At 64.0% G+C, this 15782-nt stretch carries 13 protein-coding genes; 6 read left to right on the top strand and 7 right to left on the bottom strand.

The window, feature by feature from the left end; translation table 11 throughout:
• Nucleotides 1-8: 8 nt before the first annotated feature.
• The 4 genes from PQR54_RS35695 (at nucleotide 9) to hutC (PQR54_RS35710) (ending at nucleotide 4132) form a co-directional block, all read left to right on the top strand.
• The gene (locus PQR54_RS35695) at nucleotides 9-764 is read left to right on the top strand and encodes an ABC transporter permease (RefSeq protein WP_408254120.1); all 756 of its coding nucleotides are present in this window, start codon (nucleotides 9-11) and stop codon (nucleotides 762-764) included.
• Between the two features lie 35 nt (nucleotides 765-799).
• Nucleotides 800-1591 carry an ABC transporter ATP-binding protein gene (locus PQR54_RS35700; RefSeq protein ID WP_408254123.1) on the top strand — a complete coding sequence of 264 codons (792 nt, stop codon included), beginning with the start codon at nucleotides 800-802 and terminating at the stop codon, nucleotides 1589-1591.
• A 38-nt stretch (nucleotides 1592-1629) separates the two neighbouring features.
• Nucleotides 1630-3279, top strand: a complete 1650-nt coding sequence (locus PQR54_RS35705) for an HAL/PAL/TAL family ammonia-lyase (RefSeq protein ID WP_408254126.1) — start codon at nucleotides 1630-1632, stop codon at nucleotides 3277-3279.
• 124 nt (nucleotides 3280-3403) lie between these two features.
• Nucleotides 3404-4132 (top strand): histidine utilization transcriptional repressor HutC, encoded by a 729-nt coding sequence (gene hutC, locus PQR54_RS35710; RefSeq protein WP_408254259.1) that lies wholly within the window; start codon nucleotides 3404-3406, stop codon nucleotides 4130-4132.
• A gap of 23 nt (nucleotides 4133-4155) precedes the next feature.
• Here hutC (PQR54_RS35710) and hutC (PQR54_RS35715) read toward each other — a convergent pair whose 3' ends face one another.
• From hutC (PQR54_RS35715) to PQR54_RS35735, 5 genes are all read right to left on the bottom strand, one after another.
• The gene (gene hutC, locus PQR54_RS35715) at nucleotides 4156-4959 is read right to left on the bottom strand and encodes a histidine utilization transcriptional repressor HutC (RefSeq protein ID WP_408254129.1); all 804 of its coding nucleotides are present in this window, start codon (nucleotides 4957-4959) and stop codon (nucleotides 4156-4158) included.
• Between the two features lie 55 nt (nucleotides 4960-5014).
• Nucleotides 5015-5884 (bottom strand): amino acid ABC transporter ATP-binding protein, encoded by an 870-nt coding sequence (locus PQR54_RS35720; RefSeq protein ID WP_408254132.1) that lies wholly within the window; start codon nucleotides 5882-5884, stop codon nucleotides 5015-5017.
• Between the two features lie 19 nt (nucleotides 5885-5903).
• Nucleotides 5904-6566, bottom strand: a complete 663-nt coding sequence (locus PQR54_RS35725; protein ID WP_054040254.1) for an amino acid ABC transporter permease — start codon at nucleotides 6564-6566, stop codon at nucleotides 5904-5906.
• A 21-nt stretch (nucleotides 6567-6587) separates the two neighbouring features.
• Nucleotides 6588-7238, bottom strand: a complete 651-nt coding sequence (locus tag PQR54_RS35730; RefSeq protein ID WP_408254135.1) for an amino acid ABC transporter permease — start codon at nucleotides 7236-7238, stop codon at nucleotides 6588-6590.
• 95 nt (nucleotides 7239-7333) lie between these two features.
• The gene (locus PQR54_RS35735; RefSeq protein WP_408254138.1) at nucleotides 7334-8161 is read right to left on the bottom strand and encodes a transporter substrate-binding domain-containing protein; all 828 of its coding nucleotides are present in this window, start codon (nucleotides 8159-8161) and stop codon (nucleotides 7334-7336) included.
• Between the two features lie 298 nt (nucleotides 8162-8459).
• Between PQR54_RS35735 and PQR54_RS35740 the strand changes: the two genes are divergently transcribed.
• Nucleotides 8460-9449 (top strand): isopenicillin N synthase family dioxygenase, encoded by a 990-nt coding sequence (locus PQR54_RS35740; protein ID WP_408254141.1) that lies wholly within the window; start codon nucleotides 8460-8462, stop codon nucleotides 9447-9449.
• A complete protein-coding gene (locus PQR54_RS35745) occupies nucleotides 9446-10858 on the top strand; it encodes an FAD-binding oxidoreductase (protein ID WP_408254143.1) in 1413 nt (470 codons plus the stop codon). Before PQR54_RS35740 ends, PQR54_RS35745 begins: the two co-directional genes overlap by 4 nt.
• A 103-nt stretch (nucleotides 10859-10961) precedes the next feature.
• On the opposite strand, the gene PQR54_RS35750 is transcribed toward PQR54_RS35745, so the two are convergent.
• Together PQR54_RS35750 and PQR54_RS35755 are read right to left on the bottom strand one after the other, a co-directional pair.
• Nucleotides 10962-14420, bottom strand: coding sequence for an alpha/beta fold hydrolase (locus PQR54_RS35750; protein WP_408254146.1), 3459 nt, complete (start codon nucleotides 14418-14420; stop codon nucleotides 10962-10964).
• A gap of 204 nt (nucleotides 14421-14624) precedes the next feature.
• Nucleotides 14625-15416 (bottom strand): hypothetical protein, encoded by a 792-nt coding sequence (locus PQR54_RS35755; protein WP_408254148.1) that lies wholly within the window; start codon nucleotides 15414-15416, stop codon nucleotides 14625-14627.
• Nucleotides 15417-15782 lie beyond the last annotated feature (366 nt).

A 15782-nucleotide genomic window follows, 5' to 3' on the forward strand; every position in this document is an offset into this window, starting at 1 on the left:
CGGCCATCATGCATTTCGACTTCGACTTTCTGTTCGACACGCTCAAGCAACTGCTCGCGGCCGTGCCGACCACGCTCGGCCTGTTCTTCTGCTCGCTGATTCTCGGCGGCCTGCTTTCGCTCGTCATCGTCACGATGCGCGTGTCGCCGCACTGGCTGCCGAATCGCTTCGCGCGCGCTTATATCCTCGTGTTCCGCGGCTCGCCGCTGCTGATCCAGATGTTCCTCGTGTACTACGGCATGGGCCAGTTCGGCGTGATCCGCGAGAGCTTCCTGTGGCCGGTGCTGCGCGAGCCCTACATGTGCGCGGTGTTGTCGCTCGCGCTGTGCACGGCCGGCTATACCGCCGAGATCATTCGCGGCGGCTTGATGGCCGTGCCGGTCGGTCAGATCGAAGCCGGTTATTCGATCGGCCTGTCGGGTTTCGCGCTGCTGCGCCGCGTGATCGGCCCGATCGCCTTGCGCCAGTGTTTGCCGGCGTATTCGACTGAAGCGGTGCTGCTCGTCAAATCGACGGCGCTCGCGAGTCTCGTCACCGTGTGGGAAGTGACCGGCGTCGCGCAGCAGATCATTCAGCAAACCTATCGCACGACGGAAGTCTTCATCTGCGCCGCGCTGATCTATCTATTCCTGAATTTCGTCATCGTGCGGCTGCTCGGCATGCTCGAAACGCGTCTGTCGCACCATCTGCGCGCGGCGCGTCCGCAGGCCGCGGCGAACCGCCCGGTTTCGACCACCACCGAAGCACGCCGCGCCGCGCCTTGAACGGCCGCCCATCCTGGATGAATCTGGAGAATCCCATGAACGCTACGGCACCCGTTGCACTGTCGGTCAAGAACATTCACAAATCGTTCGGCGATCACCATGTGCTCAAAGGCATTTCGCTCGACGCCCATCAAGGCGACGTGATCTCGATTCTCGGCGCGAGCGGTTCGGGCAAGAGCACGTTCCTGCGCTGCCTGAACCTGCTCGAAACGCCTGATGACGGCTCGGTCTCGCTCGCCGGCGAAGAGCTGAAAATGAAGCGCCGCGGCGACGGCAAACTGCAACCGAGCGACCGCCGCCAGGTGGACCGGGTGCGCTCGCAACTCGGCATGGTGTTCCAGAACTTCAATCTCTGGTCGCACATGACGGTGCTGGAAAATCTGATCGAAGGGCCGATGCGCGTGCAAAAGCGCAGCCGCGCCGAATCGCTGGAAGAGGCGGAAGCGCTGCTGGCGAAAGTCGGTCTCGCGGAAAAGCGCGGCCACTATCCGGCGCATCTGTCGGGTGGCCAGCAACAACGCGTGGCGATTGCGCGCGCATTGGCCATGCATCCGAAAGTGATGCTGTTCGACGAGCCGACCTCGGCGCTCGATCCCGAACTGGTGGGCGAAGTGCTGCGCGTGATGCGCTCGTTGGCCGAAGAGGGCCGCACCATGCTGGTGGTCACGCACGAAATGGGTTTCGCGCGCCATGTATCGAATCGCGTGATGTTCCTGCATCAAGGGCAAGTGGAAGCCGACGGCACGCCCGACGAAGTGTTCGTCGAATGCAAGTCGGACCGTTTCCGGCAATTCGTGTCGAGCCACCAGGATCGCACCACCAACTAATCAGCATCACCAGGTAATTCACCTAGCAGAGCGTTCATATGGCCGTGATCCGTTCCAATCCTCCTCTCGACTGGGCTCAGGTGGCAGCGGTTGCCGCCGGTGAGCCGCTCGAGCTTTCCGCCGACGCCCGTGCGCGCATCGCCGCGGCGCGTGTACTCGTCGAACAGATCGTCGAGCGCGGGATTCGCGCCTATGGCGTGAATACTGGCGTCGGCGCGTTGTGCGACGTCATCGTCTCGCCGGGCGAGCAGCGCACGTTGTCGCGCAACATTCTGATGAGCCACGCGGTCGGCGTCGGCGCGCCGCTCGGCGCCGCCGAAACGCGCGCGGTCATGGCCGCGGCCGTCAACAACTTCGCGCACGGACACTCGGGGATTCGCCTCGAAGTCGCGGATCAGCTGGTGGCGCTGCTCAACGCGGATTGCCTGCCGGAAGTGCCGGCGTTCGGTTCGGTCGGTTATCTGAGTCATATGGCGCATATCGCGCTCGTCTGTATCGGTGAAGGCTATGCGCGCTTGCGCGGCGAGCGGCTCACAGGACGCGACGCGCTGCAACGCCTCGGGCTCGAACCGCTCGTGCTCGAAGCCAAGGAAGGGCTGAGTCTCGTCAACGGCACGCCGTGCGTCACAGGCCTTGCCGCGTTGGCTCTCGCGCGTGCCGAACGCCTGCTCGACTGGACCGATATGGTCGCCTCGATGAGCTTCGAGAATCTGCGCGGCCAGCTTGCGGCTTTCGACGAAGATTCGCTGGCCTTGCGTATCTCGCCGGGCCTGAATCTGGTCGGCGGGCGCATGCGCGCCGCGCTGGCCGACAGCGGCATTCTCGCTGCGGTGGTCGGTCAACGCACGCAGGACCCGCTGAGCATGCGGACCATTCCGCACGTTCACGGCGCCGCGCGCGACGTGCTCACCGCGACTGCCGACGTGGTCAATCGCGAACTCGCATCGATTACCGACAACCCGATCGTCGCCGGCACGCCGGAAGAGCCGCGCGTGTATTCGCAGGCGCACGCGGTGGGCGCCTCGATCGCGCTGGCCATGGACAGCCTCGCTACCGCGATCGCGCAAGTCGCCGCGATGGCCGAGCGGCGCCTCGACCGTCTCGTCAATCCGCTGGTGAGCGGCCTGCCGGCGTTTCTCGCCGAGCCGGGCGGTACCTGTTCCGGCTTCATGATCGCGCAGTACACGGCGGCCTCGCTGGTCGCGCAGAACCGGCGGCTCGCGCTGCCCGCAAGTCTCGACGGCGGCATCACCTCGGCCTTGCAGGAAGATCACCTGTGCCACGCGACGCCCGCCGCGCTGAAGGCGCTGGAAATCATCGACAACGCCGGACGCATCGTCGCGATCGAATTGCTGGCGGCGGCGCAAGCCTACGACCTGCAAAGTATCGACGCGCCACGCGCGCCGCACACCGGCGCGCTGTGGCAACGCGTGCGCCGCGTCGTGCCGACCTATCGCGACGACCGTCCACTTGCGGACGACATGAGCATCGCCTTTCGTATGATCGCCGACGAGGCGCCGCCGCCGTTGCCGAACCCTGGTAAGATTGGCCCTCGGCCGCTCACGTCCGCCGACGGCGCGGCCCTGGCGGCGCCTGCCACGCTCGCGAATCTGGCGGCCGCGGGCCACGTGCGCGCAGCCGCAGGCATCGCTGTCAACGACGCGCAGGCTGCCGCGCACATGGCATGACGCAGACGCCGCCGGTGAGCGGGCTATCCGCCGGCAAGCCGGCCAAGGTGTACCAACCAGGTACAACCGGCGTATCACCCACGAGGTCGGAGTGAACACAACTACAAGCACGCGAACCGCGGAGATGCAGGACCGCCCTGATCGCAGCCAGGAGACACCGGCGAAAGCCATGCCTGCGTATGAGCAGATCAAACGCTACGTGATCAGGCGCATCACCGAAGGCGACTGGAAGCCCGGCGGGTTGATCCCGTCCGAAACGGAACTGGTCAAGGAATTCGGCGTCGCGCGCATGACCGTGTCGCGTGCGCTGCGCGAATTGACCACCGAGCGCGTGCTCACGCGCGTGCAAGGTTCCGGCACGTTCGTCGCGCCGCAGCGTTATGAATCGACGGTGCTGGAAATCCGCAATATCGCCGACGAAATCGCCGCGCGCGGCCATCGCCATTCGGCACGCGTGCTGACGCTCGAGCCGAGCGACGACCCGCAGGCGCTCGAAGCGCTCGGTATCGCCAGCGGCCCGGCCTTTCATTCGTGCATCGTGCACAGCGAGGAGGGCGAGCCGATCCAGTACGAGGACCGCTACGTCAACCCGAAGGTGTTCCCCGATTATCTGAACCAGGATTTCACGATCGAAACGCCGAATCACTACATGGTGCGGCTCGCGCCGATTCAGCGCGCCGAGTTTCGCATCTATGCGCAGAAGCCCGACGCCTATGTGCGCCGGCATCTGCTGATGGATATCGGCGAGCCGTGCCTGCAACTCTGGCGCCGCACGTGGGTGGGCGACGATGTGGCGACGTCGGTGCAGTTGTGGCATCCGGCGTCGCGCTTCCATCTTGCGGGGAACGTGTAGCGCGGTTCAACACCCGCGCGTTTTCAACCCTGGCGTTGCGACGATTCCGGTGAGAAGCGGCAACCTAGCCGGTAGCGCGACCCAGGGTGCACGAACCGCGCGAACGTGACCGCCACGCCGCTCGTCCACGTGCGGCGCATCAGCGTGAGGCAGGGTTCCTCCGCGCGAATTTCAAGCAGTTCCGCTTCGGTGCGCGTAGGCAGGCCGGCGTCGACCACGTGCTCGACGTCGTGCGCCGGCACGATCTCGAACAGATATTCCGACGGCCGCATCGCCGAAAAATCCTGCAGCAGAAAATCCGGCGCGATGGCCGGATTCACATAGCGATCCTCGAGCTGCACCGGCAAGCCGTTCTCGCGATGCACGCAAATCACATGAAACACCGAAGCGCCCGGCGCGAGTCCTAGCGCGTTCGACACCATCACCGACGCCGTTTCGCGTTGCGAGAGAACCGTATCGCAGCGATATTCATGGCCCCGTGAGCGGATCTCGTCGCCGATATGGGCGATCATCAGCAGCGTGGATTGCGGCTTGCTTTGCGCGACGAACGTGCCGACGCCCGAGACGCGCGTCACGAGTCCTTCTTCGGCCAGTTCACGCAGCGCGCGATTGACCGTCATGCGCGATACGCCAAGTGTCGCGACCAGATCGAGTTCCGACGGCAGACGGTCGCCCGCGCGGCGTTCGCCCGATTCGATGATCTGCCGGATATGGCTCTTGACCTGTTCGTAGCGCGCGGCCGGCGCGTCGGCCACGGCGCGCGCGGCTTTCAGCGCCGATGCGGAAAGCGGCTTGTCGTGAGCGCGGCTGCGGACGGTGGAGGACATTGGCGGCCCTTGCGTCAGTGTCCGCGTGAGGCAGGAAGAAGCCGGCGGCGCGTGCTCATAGCGGCTGTGCGTCGTCGGGACCGCGCGTCCAGAACGCGTTGCGGTCGAAGTAGTTTTGCAGGAACTGCCGCAAGCGTGGCTGTCCCGCGTCGTGAAAGACATCGCGTGGTTTGCCTTGCACGGCGATCCGGCCTTGATCGATGAACATGACTTTGTCCGCGACCTGCGCGGCGAAGCCCATTTCGTGTGTGACGACCGCCATCGTCATGCCGTCGCGCGCGAGCTGCTTCATCACTTGCAGCACTTCGCCGACCAGTTCAGGATCGAGCGCCGAAGTCGGCTCGTCGAACAGCATGATGTGCGGTTCCATGGCGAGCGCTCGCGCAATCGCCACGCGCTGCTGCTGGCCGCCCGAGAGCTTGGCCGGATAGGCGTCGCCCTTGTGCGCGAGGCCGACGGTTTCGAGCATCGCGTTGGCGCGGCGGCGCGCTTCGTCGCGTGACAGATGCCGCACGCGCAGCAGCGATTCCATCACGTTGCCGAGCGCCGTCATATGCGGCCATAGATTGAACTGCTGAAACACCATGCCGACGTTGCGCCGCACGCGGTTGATTTCGCTTTGCGACGCGCGCACGCGTTTGCCGTTGCGCTCGCTGTAGCCGAGCAGTTCGCCTTCGATGCGCACATCGCCCTGATCGTAGGTTTCGAGCGCGGCGAGGCAACGCAGCAACGTGCTCTTGCCCGAGCCCGATGGCCCGATGATGCACACCACTTCCGAGCGCGCGATCTCGAGATCGACGCCGCGCAGCACCTCGACTTCGCCGAAGCGTTTGCGCAGATCGCGCACTTCGACCAGCGGCGCGCCGGAGGATGACCCGACCGTAGCGGAGGACGCGGAGGAGGGCATGTCGGCGATAGCGTTCATAAGAGAGTCCTCTTTCCGTTCATGCCATGAAGCGTGCGATGCGGGTTTCGGCCCACATGCCCGCGCGCGAAGTCAGTTCGACCAGCGCCAGATAGCACACGCACAGTACCAGCAGCGTTTCGACGAAAGCAAAAGTGGCCGAGCCGATGCCAGTCAGCACGAACGTGAGCTCGGGTACGGTGACAATCGACAACACAGCTGTTTCCTTGCTCAATACGATGATCAGATTGGTCAGCGCGGGCACGATCAGGACGAGCATTTGCGGCACCTGAATGCGCAACACCGCTTGCCAGCGCGTGAGGCCGAGACACGAAGCCGCTTCGAGATGACCCGGCGGCACGGATTGAAAACCGGAGCGAAAGGCTTCGGCGAAATACGCGCTGCCATAAAGGCCCAGGCCGAGCACGCCGGCGGTCATCGGTTCGAGCGTGAGGCCGAAAGACGGGCCGCCGTAGTACAGCAGAAAGAGTTGCACGAGAAACGGCGTGCCGCGAAACAGTTCGATATAAAAGCGCAACACGCCGCGCACCCAGCGTCCGCAAAAGAGTTGCAGCACCGCAATCAGAAAGCCGATCAGGATGCCGATCGCGACACCCGCGGCCCACGTGCCGAGCGTCGTGGCGAGGCCCGCGGCGATCGGCTGCAGGTTGTGGGTGATGACGGTGGGATCGAGCTTTTGCATGGCGTGGTGTCGATGTCGAACTCAGGCGTGCTGCAAGCGGTATTCGGCGGCGTGCGCGACGAGCGCGAGCGCGCCGCAGATCACGAAGTAGATCAGCCCGGCCGCGACGTACGCTTCGAGCGGCCGATAGGTGCTGGCCGCAATGTTCTGCGCGGTGCGCGTCAACTCGGCCACGCCCACCACCGAGATCAGCGACGAAGCCTTGATGAGCAGCACCATTTCATTGACGAGCGAGGGCAGTGTCAACCGGAACGCTTGCGGCACGAGAATGCGGCGCAGCATGTCGAACGGCGAAAGCCCGAGCATGCGCGCGGCTTCGAGATGCCCCGGCGGAACGCTGAGAAAACCGCCGCGCAGAATCTCGGCGATATATGAGGCTGAACACAGCGACACGGCACTAAGCGCCGCCACGATCGGCGACACGTTGATGCCCGCGAACGGCAACAGGTAATACACGAGCAGCAGTTGCACCAGCATCGGCACGCCGCGAAAGAAGAACACATAGGCGCCGCCGAACATGCGCGCCGCGTGGTTCGGCGAGAGCCGCGCCGCGCACACGCCGATCGCGACGAAAAAGCCGATCAGGAGACCCGCCAGCGAAATGCCGATGGTAGCGAGCGCCGCATGCAGCAGCAGCGGCAAGCCCTGGAGGAAAACGGTCGTGCTGAACATAAGCGTCGCACTCGCTGGAACGGGGAGGCGATGCGGGCCGTTGCAATGGCCGCATCGCGTGCATCAGGACATGTGCATCGAGATCGGAGCGCCGATCAATAGTTCGGCGTGGGCATGGTGGTCGGCGCGTCCATCGCGACGCCGAACCATTTTTTCTGCAACGTGGCGAGACGTCCGTCGTTATGCATTTTCACGAGCGCGGCGTTAAAGGCATCGGCGAGCGGCTTGCTGTCCGCTTCTTTACGCAGGCAGTAGGCGAAGTACACCTTCGCGCCGAATGGCGGCTGCACCACGGCGAAGGTTTCCGGGCGCTGCTTGGCCACGTACGCTATGTTGGTCATGGAGTTCGCGACCGCCGCGATGCGGCCGGCAGCGAGGTCGGCGTAGGCCTGATTGTTGTCGACGTATTCGCGGATTTCAGGCGGCTTCGGCAGCGTGGCCACATAGGCCTTCAACTGGTCGAGTTGCGCTGAGCCCTTGCCCGCGCCGACCGTCTTGCCCACGATATCCGACGATTGCTTGACGGACGAATCGTTCGCGCGTTTGAGCAGCGCGTCGGTGGCGTCCGCGACGGGCAGCGTGTACGTGTAGCGCTCCATGCGCGCCTTGGTGACGGTCAGCGGCCCGCCCACCATGTCGAACTTGCCGGCTTCAAGACCGGGCAGCACGCTCGGCCACGGCAAGTCGATAAAGCGCACCTTCACGCCCATTTCCTTGCCGACTTCGGCAAACAGGTCCTTGTTGAAGCCGGCCTGCTGACCGTTTTCGAGGAAGTCGAAGGGCGCGAACTGCATCTCGGTGCCGACCACCAGTTCGCCGGCTTTCTTCACTTTGGCGAGCTGGTCTTCCGCGTGGGCGGTGACGCTTGCCGCGCACAACGCCAGCATGACCATACGACACTTCCAGCCTGCAAGGATGCTCATGAGATTCTCCGGTTGGCAAAGCGGTGTCGCGCGAAAGTGGTGCATGAAAACGAGTCCGGTGCGAACTCGGCGCGAGTCATGCGAGGCAGTATATACCGCAGTTTTCGCGCGAAATAAATAAACACGCGAGTAGAGAAAAGCCCTTATGCGAAGCGCTGCGAAGCAACTTGCGGGTGTGCTTTTGGCGGTATATACAACTGCAATGCACGAGGCGGGAATGCCTCTTCCCGCCGACGATTGAACCGCCGCTTTCATCAGCCGATTCGGCCGATCAAGCGGCATCTTCAGGAGCAGCTCAATGCCCGTGACCCGCATTCCGATCATCGATCTCGCCGGAGTTCGCGCGGGCGACCCGCAGGCGTTGCAGCGCGTGGCGCAGGAAATCCGCGAAGCGTGCACGACGATCGGCTTCTTCTACATCGTCAATCACGGCGTGCCGCAAGATTCGATCGATGCCGCCGCGCAAGCCGCGCGACGCTTCTTCGCGTTTCCGGTGGAGACCAAGCGGCGCGCGGCGGTCAATCAGCGGCATCGCGGTTTCAACGCGCTCGGCGACGCGACCATGTATCAGGCCAAGCGTCCCGACTACAAGGAGTTCTTCAGCATCGGCCTCGAATTGCCAGAGGACGACCCCGACGTGCTCGCCGGCCAGGCGCTGCGCGGGCCGAACAACTGGCCGGACTTCATGCCGGAGTTGCGTCCCGCGCTGTATGGCTATTACGAGGCGGTGGCCGCATGCGGCGCCGATCTATTGCGCGCGGTGGCGGTGAGCCTCGGCGTCGACGAACACTTCTTCGCGCCGCGCTACACGAAGCGGATGCAGCGCACGCAGATGGTCTACTATCCGCCGCAGCCGCCCCAATCGGACGACGATCAGTTTGGCGTCGCGCCGCATACCGACTACGGCTGCATCACGCTGTTGTGGCAGGATCAGGTGGGCGGCCTGCAGGTGCGCGAAATCGCCAACGATACGTGGGTGGAGGCGCCGCCGGTGGAGGGCAGCTTCGTGGTCAACGTCGGCGATCTGCTCGCGCGCTGGACCAACGACCGCTTCCGCTCCACCTTGCATCGCGTGATCAATGCGTCGGGACGCGAGCGCTATTCGATCGCGACGTTTTATGATCCTACCTACGGCGCGCTAGTCGATCCGCGTGATCTTGGTACGAGTGACGCCGATCTCAAGTATCAGCCGGTCGCCGCGGGCGACTATATCCTCGGGCGTATCAACGACTCGATGGGCTATCGGAAGAAACGCGCCGCTGAAGGCGCGCAAGGAACCACTGCATGACAGACAACAGCACGGCGAATCAAGTCGCACCGCTTTCGGCGACACTCGACGCATTGCGCGCCGCACTCGGTGAAGACAGCGTACGCGTGGGCGAGCAGATCGGCGAACGTGCCATGACCGACTGGACGCGTCACGAACCGACGCGACCCGCCGCCTTGCTGCTGCCGCGCACCACGGAAGAGGTCTCGCGCGCGCTCGCTATCTGCCACGCGGCGCATCAGCCGGTGGTGCCGCAAGGCGGCATGACCGGCCTCGCGGGCGGCGCGATTGCGCGCGCCACGGATATTGCGTTGTCGCTCGAACGGCTAGCCGGTATCGAGGAAGTGGATAGTGCATCGGCCACGCTGACCGTGCGCGCGGGCACCACGTTGCAATCCGCCCAGGAAGCCGCCGCTGAGGCCGGCTTCGAACTCGCGCTCGATCTCGGCGCGCGCGGGTCTTGCCAGATCGGCGGCAATCTCGCGACCAATGCGGGCGGCAACCGTGTGATCCAATCGGGCACCGCGCGCGATCAGGTGCTCGGTCTCGAAGTCGTGCTGGCCAATGGCGACGTGCTCACGTCGCTCGGCAAGATGGTCAAGAACAATACCGGCTATGACCTGAAGCATTGGTTCATCGGCTCGGAGGGTACGCTCGGCGTGATCACGCGCGCGGTGTTGCGGCTGCATCCGCAGCGCGCCGCGCGTCATACCGCGCTGGTCGCGCTCGACGGCTACGACGCCGCCGTGAATCTGCTGCGCCGTTTGACGACGCGCTTCGGCAACGATATCGGCGCGTTCGAAATCATGTGGCCGGACTTCTACGACTTCGGCGTGAAGTTGACCTGCACGCGTTCGCCGTTCGCCGACGCGCATCCGCTCTATGCACTGATCGAACACGCGAGCTTCGACGCGGCCGACGACGGCGAGCGTTTCTCCGCCGCGCTAACCGAAGCGCTCGACGCGGGCGCGATCCGCGACGCCGTGATCGCGCAGTCGGTGGCCGACGTGCGCGCGCTATGGGCGATTCGCGAATGCACCGCGGAGTTTCCGATGCGGCTCGACGCGATCAACTTCGACGTGAGCCTGCCGATCGGCGAGATAGGCATCTTCGTGGACCATTGCCGTGCAGCGCTCGATCAGCGCTGGCCGGGCAACGCGTCGTATTTCTTCGGGCATATCGGCGATTCGAACCTGCATGTCACCGTGGATGGCCATTCGATTCCCGGCGTCGATCATCATGCGGTGTACGCGTTTGTCTATGACATGCTCGGACCGCTGCACGGTTCGGTGTCGGCGGAACACGGCATTGGTCTGCTCAAGCGCGAATTCTTGCCGATCTCGCGCTCATCGGCCGAGTTGGCGGCGATGGCCGCGATCAAACATGCGTTGGACCCGCACGGCATTCTGAATCCGGGCAAGCTGTTCTGAGCGCGCTACGCCGCCACGAGCTTCAATGCGCGGCGACGGAATCCAGCCCGGTCGATCTGACCGCGGCTTGCGCGCGCCCTCCCGATGCCGCGGACGCGCTACGTCAATGCGCGTCCAGATACTTCACGATCACCGGATAGACATCAACAGCGGCATTCTTCCCGAAGATGCAATCGATGTGTCCATAGCCGGGAATGATCGTCCGCTCATAGGGCTGCTCGGGGAAGTGCTTGACCAGCATGTCGTAGGTGAGTTGCGTGCTGATCGGCAGATAGGTTTCGTTTTTATCGCCGTGGATGAACCCGATCGGCCGGCGCATGCCTTCCAGTCCTTTCATGCCGTCCGCACCGGTCAGGTAGACATCTTTGCCTTCGGCATCGACCACTTTGCCTGCTCTCACCATCGCGGCCAGATGCTTGAATACGCCGACGTCGTGCACGCCGAGAATTTCCTGCAGGTTCGAGTGAAGCGTCTGGTTCAACTGCTCGTGTTCATACAGCAGGCCATACAGGAAGGTCGCGCGATGGCAGATCGGATTGCCGCAACCTTCCTTGTGATTGAGCGGGTAGAACTTCAGCGCTTCGTCGAGCAGGTTCTGCGGCCACGACTTGTGTTCCGTATAGGCGGTGACGTCCAGCAGGCCGAGATGTTCCATGAAGTCGGGAATATGCAGGCCGGCCTTGATCTTCTCCAGCGTGCCCGGCACCGGATGCGCCGACACCTGTGAAATGAACACCGAGCGCACGCCCTCGAGTCCATACAGCAGCGACATGGTCAGCGCCACGCCGCCCATGCAGTGTCCGAGCGCCTGAATCTCCGGCACGCCGGTCAATTCGCGGATCCTGGCGACCGCGGACGGAATGTCCTCGCGCGCCACCTTGTCGACGTTGGTCGGCACGAACACGCTCGGCATTTCGATGCTGACGCGCAGATCCACGAGCCACACGTCGTAGCCCGCGGCGAACAGATACTCGACCATGTTGGTCGCGATCAGGTCGGTGGAGTAGATGCGGCTCGATACGCCCGAGCCGTGAATCAGCAGCACCGGACGCGCCGCTTTGCGCGCGGGGTCGTGATAGCGCGTGAGCCTGAGCCTCGTGCCGTCGGGCGTATCGAAGAAGACGATTTGCGGCGCCGGCGCGCGCAACGCGCGCTTCACGCGCGGCTCCGCTTTCGGATCGAAATATTGCAAGGGTGCGGCCACGCCGCCATATTCGGTGAACAGCACGCCCGCGAAAAACTTGCCGAACTTCAGGGTCCATTCGAGACGCGTCTTCAGATCGGGCGCGTGGGTCACTTCGAGCGTGCGCTGCTGCTTGAGGAAGTTTTCCGGCGTGATGATCAGCGTCGCCTTGCCGAGCAGCGGCGCATCGGCTTGCGCCGACTCGCGGACTTCCGCATACAGCGTGTTGGTCTGCTCCCACAGATTGATCGGCGAAGTGCGCGTGATGATCTTCTTGCCGCTCAGGAAGTACGTTTTGCCTTCGGTGGCGTTGAGCGTCATGCGGTAATTCATGTTGCGCTCGTCCACGTCCGACTCGTTGACCACGAACAGGTTGAAGGTGCCGTTGGAGATCGTCATCGGCTGCGCCGAGAGCGCGGGGCAGGTCAGCGTGCCGGCCGTTTGCGCCAGATGCTGCGGATTGCTGATCATATCGGCGAGGTCTTCCGATTCGACGGTCAGCGTGAATTCCATCGGGCTCGTGGCCGCTTCGCCTGCAACGTTCGGCGTGTAGGTGCCGACCATCGTTTCGGTGAAATGCAGGCCGATCTTCTGCGGCGACGAAGGCGTCAACGACGAGGACGCGGCCTGCGGCGTCGGCGGAGGCGGCAGGTTCGGCGTTGCGGCCGCGCTTTCCGCCGGCGCGGCGTTTAGCGGATGCGTGGCGAGCAGCAACTCGCAATTGCGTTCGGCCAGCGCGGAAATCGTCAGCAGCGGATTGACGCCGAGCGACATCGGCATGACGGCGCCGTCCATCACGTACAGGCCGTCGTGTACCGCGTTGCCCGTGGCGCCGCTGAACACACGGCCCATGTGATCGACCACGCCATGCTCCGCATCTTCGCCCATGCCGCAGCCGCCGAGCGGATGCACGGTGACGGTGCGGTTGCCGAGAATATCGGTGGAAATCGGATTGCGCATGTATTTGCCGCCGAGCGGCACGGTCGCCTGCTTGAGGACCTCTTCGACCGCCTGGAAGATCGGCTGCTTGCCGGCGTTCTCCCATACGATGCGCGGCTGGCCCCTGCCGTCCACGTCGATCTCGCCGCTTTCGTCGTCATGCGCCATGACGAGGTAGCTTTGCGTGTGATGCAGCGCGCCGTGATACGGGCCGCGCAGAAAACTGGTCACCACGCGGGCGTCGTAAGCAAAATGTTCCTCGAAAGAACGTGGCGCGACATCCACGCCTTCAAGCGGCGCGGCGGCGCCGAGCAGGCCGACCAGCGCCGCGCCCACCGGACCGGCGAGCGAGCCTTCTTCGATCACGTAGCCGTCTCTGACGTTGGGAGTCTTGCGATGATCGATGAGGCCGGTAATCGTCGGCCCGACCGGAGGAATCTCGCCTTTTTCATGCGCGCCCCAGCCGACGCCGTTGATCACCGGCTCGGTGTTGTAGGCGAAGGCGAGCACGTCGCCATTGCCGGTGAAGTGTTTGCCGAGCATGTTGGAGACGCTCAAGCCCTGCTTGCGCGAGCGCAGCAGCAAGGCGGTCGAACCGACCGTGCCGGCCGATACGATGACGATATCGGCGCTCACGAACAGATCCGGCGCGCCGAAGCTTTCGCGGCCGAGGCTCACCAACTGGTAACCCACGATCCATTTCCCCGTGGCCGCGTCGCGCAACACCGAATGGACGGCGGTCCCCGTGAAAATCTGCGCGCCGTGCGCGACGGCGTCGGGCAGATAGTTCATATGCGTCGAATTCTTGGCGTCGTAATTGCAGCCGGAATTGCAGTCGCCGCAGCCGACGCAAGCCTTCTGCTCGACGCCCGCGGCATTCGTGCGGTCCTCGAAGGTGACGGTGATCTCCGGACGCGAGAACTGGTCTTCCATGCCGAGCGCCTGCGCCGATCTTTCGAGTGCCTGCAATTTCGGCAGCGTCGGATAGCTCTGCGGCACCGGCGACGGTTGCAGCATCGCTCGCGCGGACGCGTACCCTTTGTCGCGTCCAGCCTTGTCGGCGCGCAATGCGGCCGGCCAGCGCGGGTCGTCCCACAGGCGCGGGTCGGCTTCGAGCGCGACGTTCGCGTTGATCAGCGAGGTGCCGCCGAGACCGCAACCGACTACGGCGTTCACATCGTCGTTCACATGCACCTCGAGCAACGCCAGCGGCGAGCCGATATGCGCCAGCGCCGTGTTGTATTGCACTTCTTCGGCGCCCTGAAACGGCGTGCGGGGAAATTCGCCGGCCATGAACTCGCGCCCGCGTTCGAGCACGCACACGCGCCGCCCGGCGCGCGCCATACGGCTTGCGGCGATTCCGCCGCCATAGCCGGAACCCACCACAACCACGTCGTAATGCGCTTGGATTGCAGTCACGACGCTCGATAAGCGGTTCATCACGACCACCTCGTCTGGAATGGAATGCGGGGAAAGGCAACCAGGACTTCGGAAGCAAGACGGCGTGCGGCGACAGCTTTTTTATCCTAGGCGGTGCGCGCTCACAAAAAAAGGCGCATCGTATGTGGCGCGCGGGCCGGCCGTGCCGCGTACGGGACGTCGTGAGAGGGTGCCGAGGCGCCGCGGGCGCACGGCCGCGTGCTATTACGCGGCCGCTTCATTCATTTCGCTGTCGCTCGATTCGGCGGCGAGCAGGTTCAGCGCAAGCAGAATCGCCGGGCGATTGTCGACCTCGATTTCGATGCCGAGCACGTCCGTGAGCCAGCGGCCGATCTTGGTATTCGAAAAATCCTCGGCGCCAGCCGTCTTCTTCATGGTGACGCCGAGCTTGACGGCGCGATAGTGATACGAGGGCACACGATGCTGCGCTGCGACTGCCGACAAACCGCCTTTGCCTTCCGAGCACCAGCCGAGACTGCCGGCCAGCACGATCCGCTCCGGTTCGTCGAGGCTTTCGATAAAGGCGCGCGCCGAGCACCGCACGCGCTGTTCGTCGAGGCCGTATTGCAGCAGCACGCTTTCCACCGGATCTTCCAGCGCCTGCGCGTGCAGATCGATTTCCTGGGCCATGCCGTCGTTTTCCATCGATACGTTGCGCTGATGGCCGGCGCTGCGCAGACAGTCGATCAGGTAGCGGCGGAAATACGCGCACAATGCGTAGCCGTTGGACGGCGCGCTGTCGGCGCAGGCGTTAGTTTCGGTATGGCCCGGCGCGAGACGCAGCACCTTGGCGTAGATGAACTGGGCGACCAGTTCTTCCTTGTCCTCGCCGAGCGCCTGCAGTTCGAGCGGGTGATAGGTCCGCAAAGCCCGCTTGACCAGCTCGACCATCGACACCATTTCGTCGCCGGACAACCGGGTACGCCGGCGCCACAAATCCGGCAGGATTGCATCGTCGAGATTGCGGACGAACTCGTGGCTCGGAACTGCGCCCATGAAAACCTCCATAAGGGGAAAGGCAAGGAGCGCGGTGAGCCTGAACTACAGGCGGGGTGTGGATGTTGAAGCTTTAAGGCCGCGCTGGAATGTGAAGCCAGTATGGTTTCCAGCGGCGGCTTCGCCTATATGGATTAAGTGGTAGCTGATGGGTAAACTGCCGGGTAAACCATCCGGCAAAGTGCATCTTATTCGTCTGAAGTAAAACGGGCTTGCACTGGAAAATTGCATCGCACTGCGGCTACGCAGTTGCATCGCAGACGTAGAGCCACGCCGTATCCGAAGTGTCCGATGCGGTTCGCGCCGCTTGCGTCGCCGCGCTTCCGATCCACATAACCGAATTTGCCGAGTCCGAGGAGACCGCGT

Origin of the sequence: Paraburkholderia phytofirmans, assembly GCF_046028095.1 — a bacterium.
Taxonomy (GTDB): Bacteria; Pseudomonadota; Gammaproteobacteria; order Burkholderiales; family Burkholderiaceae; genus Paraburkholderia; species Paraburkholderia phytofirmans_A.